17 protein-coding genes are annotated in these 19,765 nt (G+C 71.3%); 14 read left to right on the top strand and 3 right to left on the bottom strand.

The window, feature by feature from the left end; genetic code table 11:
• The first annotated feature begins 11 nt into the window (after window positions 1–11).
• Genes E1286_RS05635 through E1286_RS05600 form a run of 8 tightly spaced genes read left to right on the top strand, consistent with a single transcriptional unit; the run spans window position 12 to window position 9,777 of the window.
• On the top strand, window positions 12–1,721 hold the full coding sequence (locus E1286_RS05635) for a prenyltransferase/squalene oxidase repeat-containing protein (protein ID WP_132609380.1): 1,710 nt from the start codon (window positions 12–14) through the stop codon (window positions 1,719–1,721).
• The gene (locus E1286_RS05630; protein WP_132609378.1) at window positions 1,721–3,118 is read left to right on the top strand and encodes a cytochrome P450; all 1,398 of its coding nucleotides are present in this window, start codon (window positions 1,721–1,723) and stop codon (window positions 3,116–3,118) included. The genes E1286_RS05635 and E1286_RS05630 overlap by 1 nt, the downstream gene beginning before the upstream one ends.
• Before the next feature lie 26 nt (window positions 3,119–3,144).
• The gene (locus E1286_RS05625) at window positions 3,145–4,332 is read left to right on the top strand and encodes a cytochrome P450 (protein ID WP_132609376.1); all 1,188 of its coding nucleotides are present in this window, start codon (window positions 3,145–3,147) and stop codon (window positions 4,330–4,332) included.
• A 25-nt stretch (window positions 4,333–4,357) separates the two neighbouring features.
• Entirely contained in the window at window positions 4,358–5,617 is a 1,260-nt protein-coding gene (locus tag E1286_RS05620) for a cytochrome P450 (protein WP_132609374.1), read from the top strand.
• Complete coding sequence (locus tag E1286_RS05615) at window positions 5,617–6,804, top strand: nucleotide disphospho-sugar-binding domain-containing protein (protein WP_165969591.1); 1,188 nt, start codon at window positions 5,617–5,619, stop codon at window positions 6,802–6,804. Before E1286_RS05620 ends, E1286_RS05615 begins: the two co-directional genes overlap by 1 nt.
• Window positions 6,805–6,829: 25 nt before the next feature.
• Entirely contained in the window at window positions 6,830–8,026 is a 1,197-nt protein-coding gene (locus E1286_RS05610; RefSeq protein WP_132609370.1) for a cytochrome P450, read from the top strand.
• Between the two features lie 31 nt (window positions 8,027–8,057).
• Window positions 8,058–8,897, top strand: a complete 840-nt coding sequence (locus E1286_RS05605) for a phytanoyl-CoA dioxygenase family protein (protein WP_132609368.1) — start codon at window positions 8,058–8,060, stop codon at window positions 8,895–8,897.
• A 28-nt stretch (window positions 8,898–8,925) separates the two neighbouring features.
• Window positions 8,926–9,777: a phytanoyl-CoA dioxygenase family protein gene (locus E1286_RS05600; protein WP_132609366.1), complete on the top strand. Its 852-nt coding sequence runs from the start codon at window positions 8,926–8,928 to the stop codon at window positions 9,775–9,777.
• Here the strand turns inward: E1286_RS05600 and E1286_RS05595 are convergent.
• Window positions 9,770–10,681, bottom strand: coding sequence for a UbiA family prenyltransferase (locus E1286_RS05595; RefSeq protein ID WP_223189573.1), 912 nt, complete (start codon window positions 10,679–10,681; stop codon window positions 9,770–9,772). The genes E1286_RS05600 and E1286_RS05595 overlap by 8 nt on opposite strands.
• 94 nt (window positions 10,682–10,775) lie before the next feature.
• On the opposite strand from E1286_RS05595, the gene E1286_RS05590 reads away from it, so the two are divergent.
• The 6 genes from E1286_RS05590 to E1286_RS05565 are packed head-to-tail and all read left to right on the top strand — an operon-like array spanning window position 10,776 to window position 16,866.
• Window positions 10,776–11,990 (top strand): FAD-dependent oxidoreductase, encoded by a 1,215-nt coding sequence (locus E1286_RS05590; protein WP_132609362.1) that lies wholly within the window; start codon window positions 10,776–10,778, stop codon window positions 11,988–11,990.
• Window positions 11,987–13,339 (top strand): NDP-hexose 2,3-dehydratase family protein, encoded by a 1,353-nt coding sequence (locus tag E1286_RS05585; RefSeq protein ID WP_246074477.1) that lies wholly within the window; start codon window positions 11,987–11,989, stop codon window positions 13,337–13,339. The genes E1286_RS05590 and E1286_RS05585 overlap by 4 nt, the downstream gene beginning before the upstream one ends.
• Complete coding sequence (locus E1286_RS05580; RefSeq protein WP_132609360.1) at window positions 13,336–14,457, top strand: DegT/DnrJ/EryC1/StrS family aminotransferase; 1,122 nt, start codon at window positions 13,336–13,338, stop codon at window positions 14,455–14,457. The genes E1286_RS05585 and E1286_RS05580 overlap by 4 nt, the downstream gene beginning before the upstream one ends.
• A gap of 43 nt (window positions 14,458–14,500) precedes the next feature.
• Complete coding sequence (locus tag E1286_RS05575) at window positions 14,501–15,214, top strand: class I SAM-dependent DNA methyltransferase (RefSeq protein ID WP_132609358.1); 714 nt, start codon at window positions 14,501–14,503, stop codon at window positions 15,212–15,214.
• 45 nt (window positions 15,215–15,259) lie between these two features.
• Complete coding sequence (locus E1286_RS05570; RefSeq protein WP_132609356.1) at window positions 15,260–15,856, top strand: dTDP-4-dehydrorhamnose 3,5-epimerase family protein; 597 nt, start codon at window positions 15,260–15,262, stop codon at window positions 15,854–15,856.
• Window positions 15,853–16,866, top strand: a complete 1,014-nt coding sequence (locus E1286_RS05565) for an NAD-dependent epimerase/dehydratase family protein (RefSeq protein ID WP_132609354.1) — start codon at window positions 15,853–15,855, stop codon at window positions 16,864–16,866. The genes E1286_RS05570 and E1286_RS05565 overlap by 4 nt, the downstream gene beginning before the upstream one ends.
• 108 nt (window positions 16,867–16,974) lie before the next feature.
• Here E1286_RS05565 and E1286_RS05560 read toward each other — a convergent pair whose 3' ends face one another.
• Together E1286_RS05560 and E1286_RS05555 are read right to left on the bottom strand one after the other, a co-directional pair.
• Window positions 16,975–18,291: an MFS transporter gene (locus tag E1286_RS05560; RefSeq protein ID WP_132609352.1), complete on the bottom strand. Its 1,317-nt coding sequence runs from the start codon at window positions 18,289–18,291 to the stop codon at window positions 16,975–16,977.
• A gap of 69 nt (window positions 18,292–18,360) precedes the next feature.
• Window positions 18,361–19,629, bottom strand: coding sequence for an activator-dependent family glycosyltransferase (locus E1286_RS05555; RefSeq protein WP_281282623.1), 1,269 nt, complete (start codon window positions 19,627–19,629; stop codon window positions 18,361–18,363).
• Window positions 19,630–19,765 lie beyond the last annotated feature (136 nt).

Below are 19,765 nucleotides of genomic sequence, written 5' to 3'. Positions count from 1 at the left end.
GAGGGGAGACGATGGACGTCGAGCACCTGCACACGCGGGCCAAGAAAGCAGCCGAAAGCGCGATCACACACCTCTACGACCGGCAGCGTGAGGACGGGTCCTGGGTGGACCGGCTCTCCTCGTCCACCATCGCGACCGCGCTCGGCGCGCTGTCGCTGTACCGAGCCGACCGGCATGCCTACGCCGACCGCATCGCGGCCGCGGTGCGCTGGCTGCGCACGCACCAGCGCGAGGACGGCGGGTGGAGCATGGCCGACGCCGAGGCGCCCAGCAGCCCCGGCATGACCGCGTTCGGGCTGGCGGCGTTGCATGAGATCGACCGGGAGGATTCGCGGGGGGCGATAGCCCGCGCCCACACCTTCATCGACGAGAACGACGGGATGAACGTCATCCCGGGCCTGCGCGGTGAGGCGCCCAAGACCTGGCCGGCGGCGCTGCCCACGATCTGGGGTCTGGTGGGCCTGCGCGACTTCCAGCAGCAACCCGACCAGCCCGTCGAGATCATGCTGCTGCCGGCCAACCTGCGCAACAAGGTCTCCATCGCGCTGCCCGCGATCCTCGGGCTCGGCATCATGCAGGCCCGCACCATGAACCGGTCGCTGCCGCGCAAGCTGCTCGGCCGCATCGCCGAGCCGATGGCGCTGAACTGGCTGCGCGACGTGGCCGGCACCAACGGCGGCATCGAGGAATGCCCGATGATCGCCGGGTTCGTCTACCTGGGCCTGAAGAAGGCCGGGGTCGGCGTGGACGTCCAGCTCAGCTCCCTCGCCTACCTGCTGGAGACGCAGCGCGAGGACGGCTCCTGGGCCATCGACCGGGACCTCGAGATCTCCGTCACCGCTTACTCGATCATGGCTCTCGCCGAGTTCGAGGACGTCGCCGCCCAGCCGCTGCTGAAGGGCACACGCGAGTGGCTGCTGCGCAGCCAGTGGAACAAGCCGTTCCCGTCGCTGGGCATGCCCGCCGGCGGCTGGAGCTGGGCCTTGCCCTCGGGCTGGCCGGAGTCGGAGGACACCGCGGTGGTGCTGGGCGTGCTGGCCGACCTCGGCGTGCCACGCAACCACCCCGCGGTCCGGCTCGGCATCGGCTGGCTGCGCAAGCAGCAGAACACCGACGGCTCCTGGTCGGAGTGGGTCCGCAACACCCACATCATGAACGACCGCCCGTGCGCCGGGGTGACCTCCCACGTCGTCATGGCACTCAAACGGTACGGCGAGCCCGACACGCCCGGCTCGCCGGTCGGGCGGGCGCTGGCCTACCTGCGCGCCCACCAGAAGGACGACGGCTCCATCGAGTCCATCTGGTTCCGCGACAACACGCACGGCACCAGCCGCCTGCTGGAGACGTTCGTCGACACCGGCCAGGGCGCCGACCCCGTGGCGCGTGCGGCCCGGCAGTGGCTGCTGGACAACCAGGCCGACGACGGCGGCTGGCCGCGCCACCACGAGCTCCCCCCGGAGGGGCGCACCGCCGAGGAGACCGGCTGGGCGATCTTCGCGCTGCTCAAGGCGGGTGAGGACCCGCGCAGCCCCGCCATCCTGCGCGGCATCGACTGGCTGCTCCGGCATCAAGACGACGAGGGGACGTGGCGGCCGAGCGTCGTCGGCCTCTACTTCGACGACCTGTGCTACACCGACGACCTGATCGCCCACACGTTCACGCTCAGAGCCATCGGCAGGTGGCTCAAGCTCATGGCGGTCCCCGGAGGCGAGCCGCAGTGATGTTCGCGCGGGACAGACGGCAGGCCCGCCAGGCACGGCCGGCGGCGCGCGGCCGGGCCGGTGGCCTGCCGCCGGGGCCGCGGCTGCCCGCCGTCGTGCAGACGGTGTTGTGGGCGGCGGCGCCGACGAGGTTCGGCAGGTCCTGCGCCGAGCGCTACGGCCCGCTGTTCACCGCACGGATCCTCGGCTTCGGCAACGTGGTGTACATCTGCACGCCCGAGGGCATCCGCCGGATCCTGCGCGACGACGCGGACAACTTCGACGCGGCCGCCGCCAACGAGTCGATCAAGTTCGTGGTCGGCAGGCACTCGCTGCTGATGTCCGACGGCCACGAGCACACCGCCCGCCGCCGCGTCCTCATCCGTCCGCTCCACGGCGGCAACGTCGCCGAGTACGTCGGGCTCATGGAGCAGATCGTGGAGGAAGAGATCCGCGAGTGGGCGCCTGGCTCCACCGTGCGCCTCCTCGACTGCTTCCAGCGCGTCACGCTGGAGGTCATGATGCGGGCGGTCTTCGGCATCACCGACTCCTCCCGGCTGGAGCGGCTACGTGTCCTCGTGCCGCGCCTGCTGGACATCAACCCGCTGATCATCCTGCTGCCGGCGATCCGCCGGCCGTTCGGCGGGGTAGGGCCGTGGGCACGCTTCCAGCGGCTGCTGGCCGAGGTCGACGAGATCATCTACGCGGAGATCCGCGACCGCCGGGCCAGCCACGGCCCTGGCGGCAAGGACGTCGTGTCGCTGCTGCTCGCGCACGACGGCGACGGGGACGGCGTGACGGACGCCGAGCTGCGCGACCACCTGGTCACCCTGCTCACCGTCGGCCAGGAGACGACCGCCACCCAGCTCGCCTGGTTCTTCGAGCGGGTCACCCGCACGCCCGGCGCGCTGGAGCGGGTCGTCGCCGCGGTGCGGGCGGGCGACTGGACCGTCGTCGACGCGGCGATCCACGAGGCGATCCGCGCCCGGCCGACCACGATGGACATCGGGCGCGTCGCGATCGGCGAATGGCGCGAGGCCGGCTACGTCTTCCCCGCCGGGACGATGTTCGCCGTCTCCCTCGGGTTGCTTCATCTGTCGCCGGAGCTGTACGAGCGGCCCGACGCCTACTCCATCGACAGGTTCCACCCGGTGGAGCCGTCCAGCGCGCACTTCATGCCCTTCGGCGGCGGCAGCCACCGTTGCCTCGGCGCGTCCCTGGCCATGGTGGAGATGCGCACCGTCATCAGCGGCATCCTGCGCCATGTGCGGGTGGAACCGCGGCGGCGAGCCGCGGAGCGGGTGCGGCCCAAGGGGCCGATGCTCGTGCCGCGGCGGGGCGCGGAGGTGACGATCGTGGAGAACCGCCTGCCCCGGCAGGGCTCCCCGGCCCTGCGGGGCCCGGGCGATGAACGATGACAGGCCGACACGGGAGTAGAGCCACGATGGAACCCCACGTCTTTCCGTTTCCCCGGGCCGAGCGTCTGGAGCTGGACCCGGAGTACGCCAGGCTCCAGGCGGAGGAGCCGGTCAGCCAGGTCGTGTTCCCGTACGGCGAGCCGGCCTGGCTGGTCACCCGCTACGAGGACGTCCGGACCGTCTTGTCGGACGGCCGCTTCTCCCGCGCGTTGTCGCTGGAGCGCGACGTCCCCCGAGTCACGGTCGAGAACTTCAGCGGCGGGATCGTCGCCATGGACCCGCCGGAGCACACGCGCGTGCGCTCGGTGTGCCAGTACGCGTTCACCGCCCGGCGGGTGGCGCGGCTGCGCGAGCGGGCCACGGTCATCGCCACCGAGCTGGCCAAGGAGGCGATCGCCGGCGGTGAGCCGTTCGACGGGGTCGAGGACTTCGCCGTCCCGTTCACCTTGAGGATGATCTGCGAGCTGCTCGGCGTGCCCTACGGCGACCGCGGCCGGTTCCGGCAGTGGGCCGAGGCGGGCCTCGCCACCACCTCCATCTCGGAGGAGGAGCGGCTGAGCGCGGCCGGGAACCTGTGGGAGTACATCTCCGGCCTGCTGGCCGAGCGGCGTGCGGACCCCCAGGGCGACCTCATCTCCGCCATGGTCGCCTCCCAGTCCGAGACCGGCGCGGTGACGGACGACGAGCTGGTGATGGTCGTCATGACCGTGCTGGCCGCCGGTTACGAGACCACCTCCACCGAGCTGCCCAACTTCCTGTACGTGCTGCTGGAAACTCCATCCCGCTACCGCGAGCTGGTCTCCCGCCCGTCGGTCATCCCCTCGGCGGTCGAGGAGCTCATGCGGTACGTGCCGATGGAGGCCAACGGCGCCTCGCCGCGCTTCACCCTGGAGGAGGTCACCCTGAGCGGGACCCGTATCCCGGCCGGCGCCCCGGTCGTGGCGGCCACGGTCATCGCCAACCGCGACCCGGCGGTCTTCGCCGACCCGCACCGCCTGGACCTGACCCGCGCCCCCAACCCGCACCTGGGGTTCGGCCTGGGCGCCCACTACTGCCTCGGCGCCCCCTTGGCCCGCCTGGAGCTGCAGGTCGCGCTGGAGGTGCTGACGGCCGCCCTGCCGGCGCTGCGGCTGCCGGACGAGCCAGGATCCGTCGAGTGGAAGGCCGGGATGATGGTCCGCGGGCCTTCGAAACTGATGCTTACGGTGCAGTGACTGACGGTGGATTAAGGAGACAACGATGGCATCGGAAGAGCCAGCAGAGGTCAAGATGTCCCGTGAGCCGCCGCCGGTCGAGCGGTTCCGGCCCGTCGACATCGATCACATGGACTGGAGCGCCCTGCGCGCCGAATGTCCCGTCTCCCGCGTGCGGACCGCGGGCGGCGAGCCGGCCTGGCTGGTGACTCGGTACAAGGACATCCGGGCCGTGCTGGGCAGTCAGACGTTCAGCGTCCAGCCGATCGACATGGAGAGCGGCAGCGGCACCTACGAGGCCAACGAGTCGATCTTCCAGGACCCGCCCGAGCACACCCGGCTGCGCGGCCTGGTCGCCGGTCCCTTCGCGGTCGGCCGGGTCGAGCAGTATCGGGACGCCATCCAGAAGACGGCGTACGCGCTCATCGAGTCGATGAAGACCGCGGACGGGCCGATCGACCTCATGGAGCGCTTCGCCAAGCCGCTGACCATCAACGTCATCGGCGAGGTGGTCGGCGTGCCGGCCCCCGACCGCGACATGTTCCGTCGCGGGTCCGACAAGCTCCTCGTCCCCATGCACGAGAACGGCGGCGCGGAGGCGAGAGAGGGCTGGCACACGCTCAACGACTACGTGATGGCGCTGATCGCCCGCAGGCGCCGGGAGAACCACGACCCGCGTGCCGACCTCATCGGCCACCTGATCAGCTCCCAGACGGTCGACGAGAAGCTGACCGACGTCGAGGTCACCACCATGGTGCTCGGGCTGCCCGTCGCCGGCTACGTCAGCACCGCCAACGCGATCGCGGTCGCCGTCCGGCATCTGGTCGAGGACGGCTGGATGGACCGGCTGCGGGCCGCGCCCGACGTGCGGGAGCAATCCAAGCTGTTCGTCGAGGAAGTGCTGCGGATCCAGTCCGGCGACAACGGCGAGTCCATGCCGCGCTTCGCCGCCGGCAGCTTCGAGGTCGGCGGCACCACCATCAACAAGGGCGACATCGTGGTGGCGCCGCTGATCGCCGCCAACCGGGACGAGTCGATGTTCGACCGGCCCGGCACGTTCGATCCGCACCGGGAGGGCCTGTCCCGGCACATCGCCTTCGGCTTCGGGATCCATCGATGCCTGGGCGCCAACCTCGCCCGGCTCGAACTGCAGATCGCGGTGGACGCCCTGGTGGAGTCAGGCATCTGCTTCGAGCTGCTGGAGCGCTGGGACGAGGTCCCGTGGCGGCAGAACATGCTGGGCGACCGCTTCCCCGAGCGTCTGATGGTGGGCGTGAGCCTCGCCCCGGCCGGGGGAGAGGTGTGATGGGACGTCACATCCTGTTCGCCACGATCCCGGCGTGGGGCCACACCTACCCCGTCCTGTACGGCGCGGCCGAGCTGCGCCGGCGCGGTCACCGGGTGAGTTGCCTGGCCTCGCCGCGCTTCGCCGCAGAGGTGGCCAAGGTCGCCGACCCCGTCCCGTACGACTCGCCGATGGACTCCGACGTCGGCCGGGCCGAGCTGGCCGACATGAGCAAGGTGCTGCGGCTCATGCTCCAGGAGACCAGGGCCTCGTTCGCGGCCCTGGAACGAGTCGTCCGCGCCGACCCGCCCGACCTGCTGGTCTCCGACGTGCTCAACATGGCGGGCTGGCTCGTCAGCCGTCGTTTCGACCTCCCGCTGGTCCGCACGTGGCCGATCTTCGCCTCCAACGAGCACTTCTCGCTGCACCAGGACTACCAGTCCCGTACCGACGACGAGGAGTCGATGCGCGGCTTCTTCGCGGAGGCGGCGGACTTCCTCGACGGCGTCGGCCTCGGCTCGATCTCGCCGATGGAATTCTTCGAGAGCCAGGCCGAGCGCAACATCGCGCTGTTCCCGCGCTCGTTGCAGCCGCGCGGCGAGACGTTCGACTCCCGCTACACGTTCGTGGCGCCGTGCATCCGGCCGCCCGAGGAGTCGCCGGATGTGCCGTGGCTGCGCGCGGCCAGGCCGCTGGCCGCGGTCTCGCTCGGCACGGTGTTCAACGAGCAGAACAAGACCGGCTTCTTCCGGGCCTGCGTCGAGGGCCTCGAGCAGCTCGGCTGGCATGCCGCCGTGGCGCTCGGTGACAAGGTGCGGCCCGAGGACGTCGGGCCGGTCTCCGGCCGGGTGTTGATGCGCGCCAGGTTGCCGATGATCGACACGCTCCAGCACGCGGCGGTGTCCATCTCCCATGGCGGTCTGACCAGCACGGTGGAGGCGCTCGCGCAGGGCGTGCCGGTGCTGATCGCGCCGCAGATCGGCGAGCAGCACGCCGTCGCCGACAGTGTGGAGCGGCTCGGCCTGGGCGTACGGCTGCGCGAGCCGTTCACCGGTGCGGAACTGGCGAAGACCGTCAAGAGCGTGGTGGACGACGCCGACATGGCACGCCGGCTGGCGGAGTTCCGGCGCACGCTGCTCAGCGACCGACGCGGCGGCGAGTTCGCCGACACGGTCGAGCGCGAGCTGGCCGGGCAAGCGGAAAGCTGAGACGAGGGGACAGGTAACGCACATCATGCAGGACGAACACGCGGCAACGCCCCTGCCCGCCTATCCGTTCCCCCGGACCTCGGCGATCGAGCCGCCGCCGGCCCTCGCGGAGTTGCGCGCGGCAGGGCCGCTGCACCGGGTCCAGCTGGCCGACGGCCGACAGGCTTGGCTGGTCACCCGCTACGACGAGGTCAGGACGCTGCTCGGGCACCCGGCCTTCGGCACCCAGTACCCGGGTACGGTGCCGATGACCGAGAGCGAGGACAACCTCGCGGCCGGGTTCATGTTCCTGAAGGACCCACCGGAGCACACCCGGCTGCGTCGCAGCGTCACCCGGGCGTTCACCGCCCGCCGGGTGGCCGAGCTGCGGCGGCGCGCGATGCCGGTGGCCGCCGACCTCGTCGACCAGATGCTGGCCAGGGGACCGGAGGCCGACGTCATGGAGGCGCTGGCCTACCCCCTGCCGATCACGATGATCTCCGAGCTGCTCGGCATCGCCGCCGAGGACCGGGGACGGTTCCGCCGCTGGTCGGACCTCATCCTGCGCTCCGTCGAGGGCGGCTCGGACGAGGAGATGGGCGCGGCCTTCCTCGACCTGCAGCAGTTCGTCGTCAAGCTCGTGGACGGCAAGCCGGACGGCACCGACCTCGTCAGCGACCTCGCCCGGCACTCGGGCGAGCCGGACGGGCTCACCCGGCTGGAGATCGCGGCCATGGCCATGGGCCTGCTCATGGCCGGGTACGTCACCACGGCCTCGGCGATCTCGCACGCGCTGCTCAGGCTGCTGGGCAGCCCGCAGGTGATGGCTCAGGTGCGGGCCGGCCAGATCGAGACGACCCGGCTTGTCGAGGAGCTGCTGCGCCTGCAGGACGAGGAGGTCGGCATCAACCGCATCGCCCAGCAGGACGTGGAGATCTGCGGCGTGCGCATCGCCCGGGGCGACACCGTGATCATCTCGCGTGCCGGCGCCAACCGCGACCCGGGGGCCTTCCCGGACCCCACCGCGATCTCCGCGGGCGCCGAGCGCGGGCCGCACCTGGCGTTCGGGCACGGCATCCATCACTGTCTCGGCGCCGCGCTGGCGCGCATGGAGCTGGAGGTGGCGCTGGGCACCCTCATCACGAAGATCCCCGGCATCCGGCTGGCCGTGCCGCCCGCCGAACTTGAGTGGAGCTGCGACGGGATGGACGTCAGCATCAAGCGGCTCCCCGTCACCTGGTGAACATCCGAACCGAGAGGCCGTTGTGAACAGCATGAGTACCCAGCCGGGCGCGGTCCCGCGACTCAAGCGCCCCTACGACCCGGAGGAGCTGGACGACGCGGTCAAGAACCGCGGCGCCGCGATCCTCGTCGAGGCGTACTCGCGCGAGGAGTGCGAGACGTTCCTCACCCAGGTGTCCGCATTCCTGCGGACCCATCCGGAGGAGGCCGACTACGCGGCCGGTTCCGTCCTCGCGAGTTTCCAGGGCGAGACGACCTCCTCGCTGCACGCACTCATCGGAAGGGTGCCGTGCGCGGCCTCCATGGTGCTGCACGAGGACCTGCTGGGGTGCGCGCGCCGGCTGCTGCGCCCCAAGTCGAGCACCGTGCTGATGACCGTGGCCGAGTACATGGCCCGCCGGCCTGGCGCGCCCCGGCAGGAGCTGCACCGCGACACCTTCTCCTGGCGGCACGTCCCCGTCGGCGAGCACCCGATCGCACTCACGGTGATGGCCGCCATGAGCCCCTTCACCGCCGAGAACGGCGGGACCTGGGCGGTTCTCGACAGCCATGGCGGTCCGGCCACCGATCCGGCGCCGGACTGGAGCAGCGCGGTGCAGGCCGAGATGGGACAGGGCGACGCGCTGATGTTCCGCGCGGACCTCTTCCACGCCGGTGGCGCGAACCACAGCGACTCGGACGTGCGACACATCTTCTCGACCGGATACCAGGTCGGCTGGCTGCGTACGGTCGACAACGGCACGCTGAGCGTTCCGCCGGACATGGCGGCCGAGCTGCCGGAGGAGCTGCGGGAACTGCTCGGCTACGTGCCGGAAGACGTGCTCGGCCTCTACAAGGGCGGAGACCCCGGCAACGCGCTGGCCGCCCGCTGAAAACCATGGAGACAACGGAGGCACTGTCATGACAGAAACGACCGCGGGCACGGCCGTCATCCCACGCCTGAAGCCGCCCTACGACCCGGCGGAGCTGGACGACGCGGTCAAGAACCGCGGCGCGGTCATCCTCTGCGATGCCTACACCGAGCAGGAGTGCGACACCCTGCTCGGGCAGATCGCCGAGCACAAGCGCAGCCACCCGGAGGAGTGGGAGTACACGACCCGCTCGATGCTCGGCACCTACCAGGGTCCCGACACGGCCACGGCGCTGCACCTGCTCGTCGGCGCCATCCCGTGCGCCGCCGGGATGGTCGTCCATCCGGACATCCTGGGCTGTGCCCGCAGGCTGCTCAAGCCGCTGTCGGACACCGTCCTGCTGACGCTGACGGAGTACATCGAGCGCCGGCCCGGAGCGCCCGCGCAGGGGCTGCACCGCGACACGGTCGCCTGGCCGCACATGCCGGTGGGCGAGCACCCGATCATGTTGACGGCCATCGCCGCGATGACGGACTTCACCGCCGCCAACGGGGCCACCTGGGTGGTGCTCGACAGCCACGGCGGCCTGGCGAGCGACGCGGCGCCCGGCTGGGAGGGCGCGGTGCAGGCCGAGATGAACCGGGGCGACGTGCTGCTGTTCCGCGCCGACCTGTTCCACGCCGGCGGCGCGAACACCACCGACTCCGACGTGCGGCACTTCTTCTCGATGGCCTACCAGGTCGCCTGGTTGCGCCCGATCGAGAACAGCACGCTCAGCGTTCCGCCGCGCGTGGCGGCGGAATTGGCGGAAGACGTCCAGGAACTGCTCGGCTATTCCCACGAGCTGGTGCTCGGCCTGTACAAGGGGGGCGACCCGAAGAACGCGCTGCGCGTCAGCTGACCTGCGGAGTCGGCTCGTACCGGCTCCGCATCAGCCGCCGCGCGACGACGGTGGCAAGCAACGATGGCGCCGCCACGGCGACGGCGAAGGCCACCTGCCCGGCGGCCGCCATCAAGAAGGAACCCAGGAATATCCGGTCGAGAACCACGATCTCATGGGCGCGCAGCCCGACCTGGCGCGGAAAGGGCCGGGGCGCCTCCAGGATCCGCTTGAGCGATATTCCGCCGAGAATCACGGCCGGAAGAAGGGCGAGGTAATAGACGGGGAGATCGACGCCGCTCGTGGCCGGCGAGATCAGCGGCCAGCCCAGCCCGATGGACACCCAGCCGAGATAGAACATCGTCAGCGCGCGGACGGTCGCGTCGTCGCCACGCTTGACGGGGTAGCTGAAGTAGCCGCCGGCGCGGTCACCGTCGCGGTCGCACAGCGCCCCCAGCAGGTTGGAGCCCGAGTCGTGCACCCAGAACATCAGGGCCAGCGGCAGCAGCACGGGCTCCGGCAGCGGCTGCACCATCATCGACCCGAACAGCAGCGTCAGCGCGGTCGGCAGGCCGCGGCTGACGTTCCCCCACAGGCCGCGCCCCTTCAGCACCTTCGCGTACGCGATGCCGAAGACGGTGGCGGGGATCACCAGGAGGAAGGTGAACGGATTGGCCAGCGCCGCGAGGACCGCCCCGGTCCCGATCAGCGCCATCATGAGGTATTTGGCGGTGGCCGCGGGAATGCGCCCGGACGGTACCGGGCGGTGTGGCTTGACTTTCGCGTCGAGTTCGCGGTCGAAATAGTCGCCGCCGTACAACGAGGCTATCCAGGCGAGGGTGGGGACGAGCCAGGCGAGTAATAGGCTGCCCGGCCCCGCTCCCGGATCGGTAAGAATGGCGCCGCTCATTCCCACTAATCCCACGTAGAAAACTGTGTCGGGTCGGCACGCCTCCAGATGGGCGAAGAATCGCACGCGAATACCGAAAGAACCAGACATAACTGAGTACTATACCGATATGCCGCTGGGAACGGGAGTTTCTCGGATGAATAAAAAAACGCGGACCGCGCATATCGTCGGGGCCGGTATCGCCGGCCTCGCCACTGCGATAGGTCTGGCCAATCGGGGATGGTCCGTGCGCGTATTCGAGCGGAGCCCCGTCCTGCGGACGACCGGCGGCGGCATCGGACTGACCCCCAACGGCCTGCACGCCCTCAACGCCCTCGGCGTGGGGGAGAGCGTGCGGCGGTGCTCGGTGGTCCAGGAGGAAGGCGGCGTGCGGGCGCCCAGCGGCAGGTTCATCGCCCGCAGCCGGCTGGAGTTCGTCGAACGGCGCTACGGCGAGTCGATCCGCTCCCTGCTGCGCACCGACCTGGCACAGGCGCTGGAGGCGGCGCTGCCGGAGGGGACCGTGCGCTACGGAGCTCGCGTGGAGGACATCAGGCCCGGCGACGCGGCCACCCCGGCCGAGCTGATCGTCGCCGGCGAGTCCCTGACCTCCGACCTGGTCGTCGGCGCCGACGGCATCCGGTCCGCCGTGCGGCGCTGCCTGTACCCGGACCACCCTCCGGTCCGCTCCTGCGGCGCCGTCAGCTGGCGCGCCGTCGTCCCCGCCTCGGGGATGGCGCCCGTCGCCGCTGAGACGTGGGGCGCGGGACTGCGCCTGTCGATCCTGCCGTTACCCGGCGACCGGGTGCACTTCTCCGCCTTGGCCTGCTCCTCGCTCTGGCGCTCGGTCCGCGACTCCCCGGACGGGCCGGCTCGGCTGTTCGGAGACTGGCACGACCCCATCCCGCTCATGCTGTGCCGGGCGACCCACGAGACCACCTACTTCGACCAGATCGAGGAGCTGCCGCGTCCGCTGGACGGCTTCGCCCGCGGCCGGGTCGTCCTGGTCGGCGACGCCGCACACCCGATGGCGCCCAACGTGGGCGTGGCCAACCTGGCGCTGGAGGACGCCGTGGAGCTCGCCCACACCGTCGGCGACGCCGGCGACTGGGACGCGCTGCGCGCCGGCCTCGCCCGCTACGACCGCGTCCGGCGTCCCCGCACCATCCGGATGAGCCGCATGTCGCGCCGGATGGGCCGGTTCGCCGAGATGAGAGCTCCGCTCGCCGTGGCCGCCCGCAACGGCGGCGTCTGGCTCGGCGGCTTCCTGCCCGAGGTGGTCTCCCGGCGCTTCATGGACTCCATGGCCGGCTGGACCCCTCCGGCGGCCAGGACCGCGCGGTGACGGCGCCGGCGCGTCTGGAGGTGCCCTCGGTGGACGCGTGGCTCGCCGAGCGCCGCCGGGAGAACACGCTGCGCGTGCGCCGGGTCCCCCTGGACACGTTGCGTGAGTGGCGCACCGACCCGGAGACCGGCGACCTGCGGCACCGCAGCGGCCGGTTCTTCACCGTGGAGGGCATCCGGATCCGCGACTCGTCACTGGAGTTCGATGCCTGGGACCAGCCCCTGGTCGTCCAGCCGGAGTACGGCGTGCTCGGGCTGCTGCTGAAGGAGGTCGACGGTCGGCTGCACGGCCTGTTCCAGGCCAAGGTCGAGCCGGGCAACGCCGGCGGCACCCAGCTCGCCCCCACCGTGCAGGCCACCCGGAGCAACTACACCCGCGTCCACGGCGGCCTGCCGGTGCCCTACCTCGACAGGTTCCTCGGAACGACCCGCCGCCGGCGCGGGCGAATCCTGTTCGACTCCCTCCAGTCGGAGCAGGCGTCCTGGTTCCTCGCCAAGCGCAATCGCAACATGGCCGTCCTGCTCGCCCCGGGCGACGACGTGCCCGTGCTCCCCGGCCACCACTGGGTGCCGCTGGACGACCTCGGCCCGCTGCTGCGGCGTGACGACCTGGTCGGCATGGACGCCCGCAGCGTGCTGTCCGGCCTGGTCGCCGCACGGCTGCCCAGCGGTCCAGAACGCCCCCACCACGACGACCGCGAGCTGCTGAGCTGGTTCACCGAGGCCAAGGCCGGGGACGCCACCGTCCGGCGGCGCATCCCGCTGCGCGAGGTCCGCGACTGGGTGCGCACCCCCGAGTCGATCCACCACTGCGAGCACCGGCACTTCGCGGTCATCGGCGTCGACGTGGAGGCCACCGGCCGTGAGGTCGAGCGCTGGTCACAGCCCATGCTGGCGCCGACCGGCACCGGGGTCGTCGCCCTGCTGTCGCGCCGCGTCGACGGCACCCGGCACTACCTCGTCCAGGCCCGGTCCGAGGCGGGCTGCCTCGACGCCGTCGAGATGGCGCCCACCGTCCAGTGCCAGCCCGGCAGCTACGCGGGCCTGCCCGCGAACCGCCGGCCGGCGTTCCTGGGCGAGGTGTTGTCGGCCCCACCCGAGCGGATCCTCCTCGACACCGTCCAGTCGGAGGAGGGCGGGCGCTTCTACCACGCTCGCAACCGCTACCTGATCGTGGACGTCGGCGAGGACTTCCCGCTCGACGTCCCCGACCGCTTCGCGTGGGTGACCGCGCGGCAGCTGACGACCTTGGTGTGCTACGCCAACCACCTCAACGTCCAGGTGCGCACCTTGCTCACGCTCCTGGGCTTCGCCGCGGCCGACGAGACAGCACGGGAGGCTGAACAGTGACCACCTACGTGTGGGGCTACCTGGAGGAGTACCACGAGGAGCGCGAGGACATCCTCGACGCCGTGCAGACCGTGTTCGGCTCCGGCCGGCTCGTGCTGGGCCCCAGCGTGGAGGGGTTCGAGCGGGAGTACGCCGCCTACCACGGCCTGCCGCACTGCGTCGGCGTGGACAACGGCACCAACGCGGTCAAGCTCGGCCTGGAGGCGCTCGGCGTGGGCCGTGGTGACGAGGTGATCACCGTGTCCAACACGGCCGCGCCCACCGTCGTGGCCATCGACGAGGCGGGTGCCACCCCGGTCTTCGTCGACGTCGATCCCGTCACGTATCTCATGGACACCGCCCAGGTCGAGGCCGCCGTCACCCCGCGCACGCGGGCCGTCGTGCCGGTGCACCTGTACGGGCAGTGCGTCGACATGGCGCCGCTGCGGCGCCTGGCCGAGGCACACGGGCTGGCGCTGCTGGAGGACTGCGCCCAGGCTCACGGTGCGCGCCATCACGGCCGGCTGGCCGGCACCATGGGCGACGCGGCGGCCTTCTCCTTCTACCCGACGAAGGTCCTCGGCGCCTACGGCGACGGCGGCGCCGTCGTCACGGCCCGCGACGACGTCGACCGGAACCTGCGCCGCCTGCGCTACTACGGCATGGAGGAGACCTACTACGTGGTGGCGACCCCAGGGCACAACTGCCGGCTGGACGCCGTGCAGGCCGAGATCCTGCGCCGCAAGCTGCGCCGTCTCGACGGTTACATCGCCGCGCGGCGCGAGGTCGCCCGTCGCTACGCCGAAGGACTGGGCGACCTGACGGGGGAGAGCGGCCTGGTGCTGCCGGCCATCGCTCCGGGCAACGACCACGTCTACTACGTCTACGTGGTCCGCCACCCACGGCGGGACGCCATCATCGAGGCGCTCAAGGGCTACGACATCTCGCTCAACATCAGCTATCCGTGGCCGGTCCACACGATGACGGGCTTCGCCCACCTCGGTTACGCCACCGGGTCGCTGCCCGTCACCGAGTCGCTGGCCAAGGAGATCTTCTCCCTGCCCATGTACGCCTCCCTCACCCCGGACCTGCAGGACAAGGTGATCAGCGCGCTCCGCCAGGTGCTGGAACGGCTCTGACCGGTGCGGGACACGACCGGAAATCGAATGGAAGAGGAGAAACGTGTACGGCACGGACTATGCGGAGATTTCTGACCTGATGTACCGGGGCCGCGGCCGGGACTACCGGGCGGAGGCCGAGGAGGTCGCCCGCCGCGCCCGCTCGCTGCTGCCGGACGCCCGGTCGCTGCTGGACGTCGGCTGCGGCACCGGCGCCCACCTGGAGGAGTTCGCGGACCTGTTCGAGGATGTGGCCGGGCTGGAGCTGTCGCAGGACATGCTGGCCGTGGCCCGGGTCAAGGACCTGCCGTGCGTCTGGTACCACGGCGACATGCGCGCCTTCGACCTCGGTCGTCGCTTCGACGTGGTGACCTGCATGACCGGGGCGATCGGGCATGTGGAATCCGCCGCGGAGCTGACGCGGACCCTGCAATGCTTCGCCCGTCACCTGTCGCCGGGCGGTGTGGTCGCGGTGGACCCGTGGTGGTTCCCCGAGACCTTCAGTGACGGCTACGTCGCGGGCGACGTGGTGACCGTCGGCGAGCGGACCGTCGCCCGGGTGTCTCACGGCAGGCGCGAGGGCGACTGCTCGCGTACGGAGGTGCACCACGTGATCGCCACCCCGGGCGATGGCGTGCGGCACTTCTCGGAGGTTCACCTGGGCCGGCTGTTCAGCCGGGCGGAGTACGAGGCGGCGTTCGCCGGGGCCGGTCTCGCCGTCGAGTACATCGAGGGCCTGCACTCCGGCCGCGGCCTCTTCGTCGCCTGCCGTGGCTGAGCCACGGTCGTCGCAGCAAGCCACGGATGTCGAGGAAGGGCGAGTATGAAGGCACGTGCGTTGAACGTGGACGGCGCGTTCGAGTTCACCCCCCAGGTCTTCCCGGACGAGCGGGGGCTGTTCCTGTCGCCGTTCCAGGAGGCGGCGTTCGCCGAGGCGGTGGGCCGGCCGCTGTTCCGCGTCGCGCAGAGCAACCACAGCAGGTCACGCCGGGGCGTGGTCCGCGGCGTGCACTTCACCGTGACGCCCCCGGGCTCGGCCAAGTACGTGTACTGCCCGCGCGGCAGGGCGCTGGACATCGTCGTCGACATCAGGGTGGGCTCGCCGACGTTCGGCCGCTGGGACTCGGTGACGCTCGACCAGGACGACTTCCGTGCCACGTACCTGCCCGTAGGCGTCGGCCACGCCTTCGTCGCGCTGGAGGACGACACGGTCATGTCGTACCTCGTCTCCAGCGCATACGTGCCGGAACATGAGCTGGCCCTGACGCCGCTGGACCCGGCGCTGGGACTGCCGATCCCCGCCGAGCCCGCGCCGATCATGTCCGAGCGCGACACCGCCGCCCCCACGCTGGCCGAGGCGCGTGTCCGCGGCATGCTGCCCGAGTACGCCACCTGCCTGGCGATCGAGGGCCGGTCGTGACGGCGGCCGACCGGCCGCTGGTGGTGGTCCTCGGCGCGTCCGGGTTCATCGGCTCGGCCGTCACCAGGGAGCTGGCCAAGCGGCCGGTCCGGCTGCGGACCGTGGCACGGCGGCCGCCGCTCCTGCCCTCCGCCCCGGTCGCCGACGTCGAGTCGCGCTCGGCCGACCTGACCGTCAAGGACCGGCTCGCTGAGGCCGTACGGGACGCGGACGCGGTCGTCCACCTGGTCGCGGCACTGTCAGGCGGCAAGAGCTGGCGCGGCGCCGACGACGACCCCGAGTCCGAGCGCGTCAACGTCGGCCTCGTCCGCGACCTCGTGGACGTGCTCGCGGACGGCACGGCCGGCAGCACGGCCGGACCGCCGGCCGTGCTGTTCGCCGGGACGACGGCGCAGGCCGGCGCGACGGAACGGATACGGATCGACGGCACGGAGCCGGACCTGCCGGAGACGGCCTACGACCGGCAGAAGTTGCGTGCCGAGGAGGTCGTCAAGAAGGCCACGGCCGAGGGCGCGGTGCGCGGGATCTCCCTGCGACTGCCCACAGTGTTCGGCCATGGCGCGGACTCGACGGCGGCCGACAGGGGAGTGGTGTCCGCGATGGCGCGCCGCGCGCTCGAGGGCCGGCCGCTGACGATGTGGAACGACGGCTCGGTCCTGCGTGACCTGCTCTACGTCGACGACGTGGTCCGCGCCTTCGCCGCCGCGCTGGACAACGTCGAGCCGCTGGCAGGCAGGCACTGGCTGCTGGGCACCGGCGCGGCCCGGCGGCTCGGCGACGTGTTCGCGCTGATCGCCGAGGTGGTGTCCGAGCACACCGGCCTGCCGCCGGTGCCGGTGACGGTCGTCGAGCCGCCCGCGGGCGCGGCGCGCAGCACCGACTTCCACAGCGTGGAGGTCGACTCCTCGGCGTTTCGCCGGGTCACCGGCTGGCGCCCGGAGGTGCCGTTGCGCGAGGCCCTGACCCGCACCGTCGCCGCCCTCGCGTCATCGTCCGTTCCTACCCGATGACAGAGCCGGCCGGGCGGGGACCGCGGGGTGCCGGCACGCGGGTGTCCCGCCCGGTGCGCATGTCGCCGGGCGGGACACCCCCTGTCCAGGGCCGTACCGTGAGCGGGATCAGACCGGCGTCCCGGCGGGCGGGGTGGCGGCGACCGGACTCTCCAGCTCGGTCGCCTTCGGCAGGCGCGGGATCCAGTACAGGCCGATGCCCGCGGCCACCACGGAGAAGCTCAGCAGCAGCGAGAACAGCACCGTCGGGTTGTTGGTCGCCAGGGTCGGCGTCACCACCGCGAACAGCGCCGCGAGCACCCGCGCGAACCCCAGCGTGATGCCCTGAGCGGTGCTGCGCAGCAGGGTGGGCACCAGCTCCTGGGTCCACACCTTGTACATCAGGTCCCCGGAGAACGACGCGCCCACCGCCGACAGGATCAGCGTTCCCGCGATGGCCACCGCCGTGGGCCCGAGAAGCAGCGGCAACGCGAAGCCGATCACTGAGACGACCGTGCCGAAGACGAACCAGCCCCGGCGCGCCGGCCGGTCCACGACGCGCAGGAAGATCAGCATGCCGGCGAGGGAGATCGGCAGGGCGACGAAGCCGAAGATCGCCAGCGACTCGACGCTCTGGTGCGCCAGGTTGACCCAGATGAAGGTGCTGAACTGGCCGAAGGTGTTCGCGTCGAGGTTCCAGATCGCGTAGTACAGGCCCGTCGCCAGCACGGTGATGACCACCGGCGGCGCGAAGAGCTGCCGCAGGGCGGCGAACTGGATCTCCTCCGAGCGGCCGGCATCGATCAGGTCCGCGGTGCGGCGCTGCGCGGCCGACCACTCGGCCGACTCGCGCAGGCCCAGCCGGAACACCAGCACGATGACCGCGGTGACCAGCAGCTGTCCGTACAGGATCCGGGCGCCCATCGCGCCCATGTGGGAGACCACGATGGTGAGGATGCCGGGCACGATCGTGCCGATCAGCCAGAGCAGGCCGGACAGCCCGATCATCCGGCCCTTCTTGCCCTTCGGCGCCTCCTCCGCGATCAAGGCCAGCGACACCGGCACATCCGCGCCGATGGCGAAGCCGACCAGCACCACGCCGGCGTACAGCATGGCCGGCGCGGCGGCGCCGGTGAGGACCGCCATGCCGACCACGTAGAGCGACATCGTCAGGATGAACACCCGGCGCCGGCCGAACCGGTCGCCGAGCCGGCCGCCGACGACCGCGCCGGCGGCGAAGCAGAACGTGAGCAGGCCGGAGATCATGCCGATGGTCGCGTCGTCGAGCTGCAGAGCTGACTGGTACAGGACGAGGACCGTGCCGGTGCTGATGGTGGCGCCGGCGTCGAGGTAGGCGCCCATTCCCGCCAGGAAGGCGGTCCGCCACGGGCGGGCGGACGACGCGGCGGGCGAGGACGCTGGAGAGGGTGGGACGGTCGATGACATGAGGCTCCTCAGGGGGACGCGACGGTTCGTCGAGAGCACCGCGGGCGGGCCGGCCCGCCCGCGGTCACGTCAGCGGCGGCGCCGTTCGACCAGCCGCTCCAGCTCGTGGACGGCTTCCGCGGGTGTCGGCACCGTCTGCTGGTCCTTCTGCAGTTGCTCGGCGGCGGTCTTGAACGACGGGTCCTCCAGCACGCGGCGCAGGGCGCCGGCGATCGACTCGGGCGTCACCTCGTCCGGCGGGATGCAGATGCCGGCGCCGCGCTCCTCGATGCGCCGCGCCAGCATCGACTCGCCCCACAGATTCTCCGGGGCCATGACCTGGGGCACGCCGTGAATCAGGGCGGTGCCCATCGTGCCGTAGCCGACGTGGTTGACGATGGCGTCGCAGCTCGGCAGCAGGGCGTTCAGCGGCACGAAGTCGAAGACGCGGACGTTGTCCGGCACGGTCACGCCCTGCAGCTGGTCTGCGTTGAGAGTGGCGATCACCTCGGCGTCCAGCTCTCCCATGGCCCGGAGCAGCTGCTGGATCTTGTCGGTGTCGTGGACGCCGGCGACGCGCGAGCTGGCCCCGAGCGACAGGCACACGCGCTTGCGGGTCGGCGGTTCGAGCAGCCAGTCCGGGTACGTGGACGACCCGTTGTAGGAGGTGAACCGGACGGGTACGGTCGGCAGGTCCAGCGGGATGCTGAGGAACGGCGGGTACGGGTCGAGCGTCACCTGGCCCGTCAGCAGCTCCTCGTCGAAGTCCACCCCGAAGGGCGCGCCCCGCGCGGCCAGCCAGTCTGCCACCGGGTCGTCCTGCGGCCCGTCGGGATCCTGCGCGCGCAGCTCGTGGAACCGCGCGCGCATCCGCATGGCATGGTCGACGCCGACGAGCACGCGGGCGTGCGCCGCGCCGACGGCCTTGGCGGTGATGGGGCCGGGGAAGGTCAGGAAGTCCCAGATCACCAGGTCCGGCTTCCAGTGCTCGGCGAACGCGACGAGATCGGTGAGCATCGCCTCGTTGGCCAGGTAGTCGGGGATGATGCAGCAGTGGAGGCCGAGCGCGCCCTTGACGTAGTCGAGCGTCAGCAGCTCCGGCCGGGTCTCGGCGATGTCGTAGCCCATGCCGTACGGCGTGCCGTCGTCCGGCAGCTCATCGAGCGAGCTGACGAGTCGCGTCATGTCCATCTCGTCGCCGACCGTCACGGCGGTCAGACCCGCCTTGACAATGTCGTCGTGGATGTCCGGGCGGGCGGCCACGACCACTTCGTGGCCGGCCGTGCGCAGGGCCCAGGCGAGCGGGACCAGCACATAGAAATGCGAAGTCACCGGATAGCATGTGATTAGTACGCGCACCACTTACTCCAAACCTTGCCGTTGCTTCGCCGCCGGAAACCGGCGAAGGTGGGATGCGGCCCGATTCCGGGCTTTCACCTGCGCGAACAGGCTATCGATCAAAGATGTGGCGACCCACCCCTAATCGCCCCCTAAC

This window comes from Nonomuraea terrae (assembly GCF_004348995.1).
Classification (GTDB): Bacteria; Actinomycetota; Actinomycetes; order Streptosporangiales; family Streptosporangiaceae; genus Nonomuraea; species Nonomuraea terrae.
This window is presented reverse-complemented; position numbering and strand designations above follow the sequence as displayed.

Bases quoted from the DNA above. Each gene is read 5' to 3' on its own strand.
- E1286_RS05635 (WP_132609380.1), top strand. From the start codon at position 12: ATGGACGTCGAGCACCTGCACACGCGGGCCAAGAAAGCAGCCGAAAGC.
- E1286_RS05630 (WP_132609378.1), top strand. From the start codon at position 1,721: ATGTTCGCGCGGGACAGACGGCAGGCCCGCCAGGCACGGCCGGCGGCG.
- E1286_RS05625 (WP_132609376.1), top strand. From the start codon at position 3,145: ATGGAACCCCACGTCTTTCCGTTTCCCCGGGCCGAGCGTCTGGAGCTG.
- E1286_RS05620 (WP_132609374.1), top strand. From the start codon at position 4,358: ATGGCATCGGAAGAGCCAGCAGAGGTCAAGATGTCCCGTGAGCCGCCG.
- E1286_RS05615 (WP_165969591.1), top strand. From the start codon at position 5,617: ATGGGACGTCACATCCTGTTCGCCACGATCCCGGCGTGGGGCCACACC.
- E1286_RS05610 (WP_132609370.1), top strand. From the start codon at position 6,830: ATGCAGGACGAACACGCGGCAACGCCCCTGCCCGCCTATCCGTTCCCC.
- E1286_RS05605 (WP_132609368.1), top strand. From the start codon at position 8,058: ATGAGTACCCAGCCGGGCGCGGTCCCGCGACTCAAGCGCCCCTACGAC.
- E1286_RS05600 (WP_132609366.1), top strand. From the start codon at position 8,926: ATGACAGAAACGACCGCGGGCACGGCCGTCATCCCACGCCTGAAGCCG.
- E1286_RS05590 (WP_132609362.1), top strand. From the start codon at position 10,776: ATGCCGCTGGGAACGGGAGTTTCTCGGATGAATAAAAAAACGCGGACC.
- E1286_RS05570 (WP_132609356.1), top strand. From the start codon at position 15,260: ATGAAGGCACGTGCGTTGAACGTGGACGGCGCGTTCGAGTTCACCCCC.
- E1286_RS05560 (WP_132609352.1), bottom strand. From the start codon at position 18,291: ATGTCATCGACCGTCCCACCCTCTCCAGCGTCCTCGCCCGCCGCGTCG.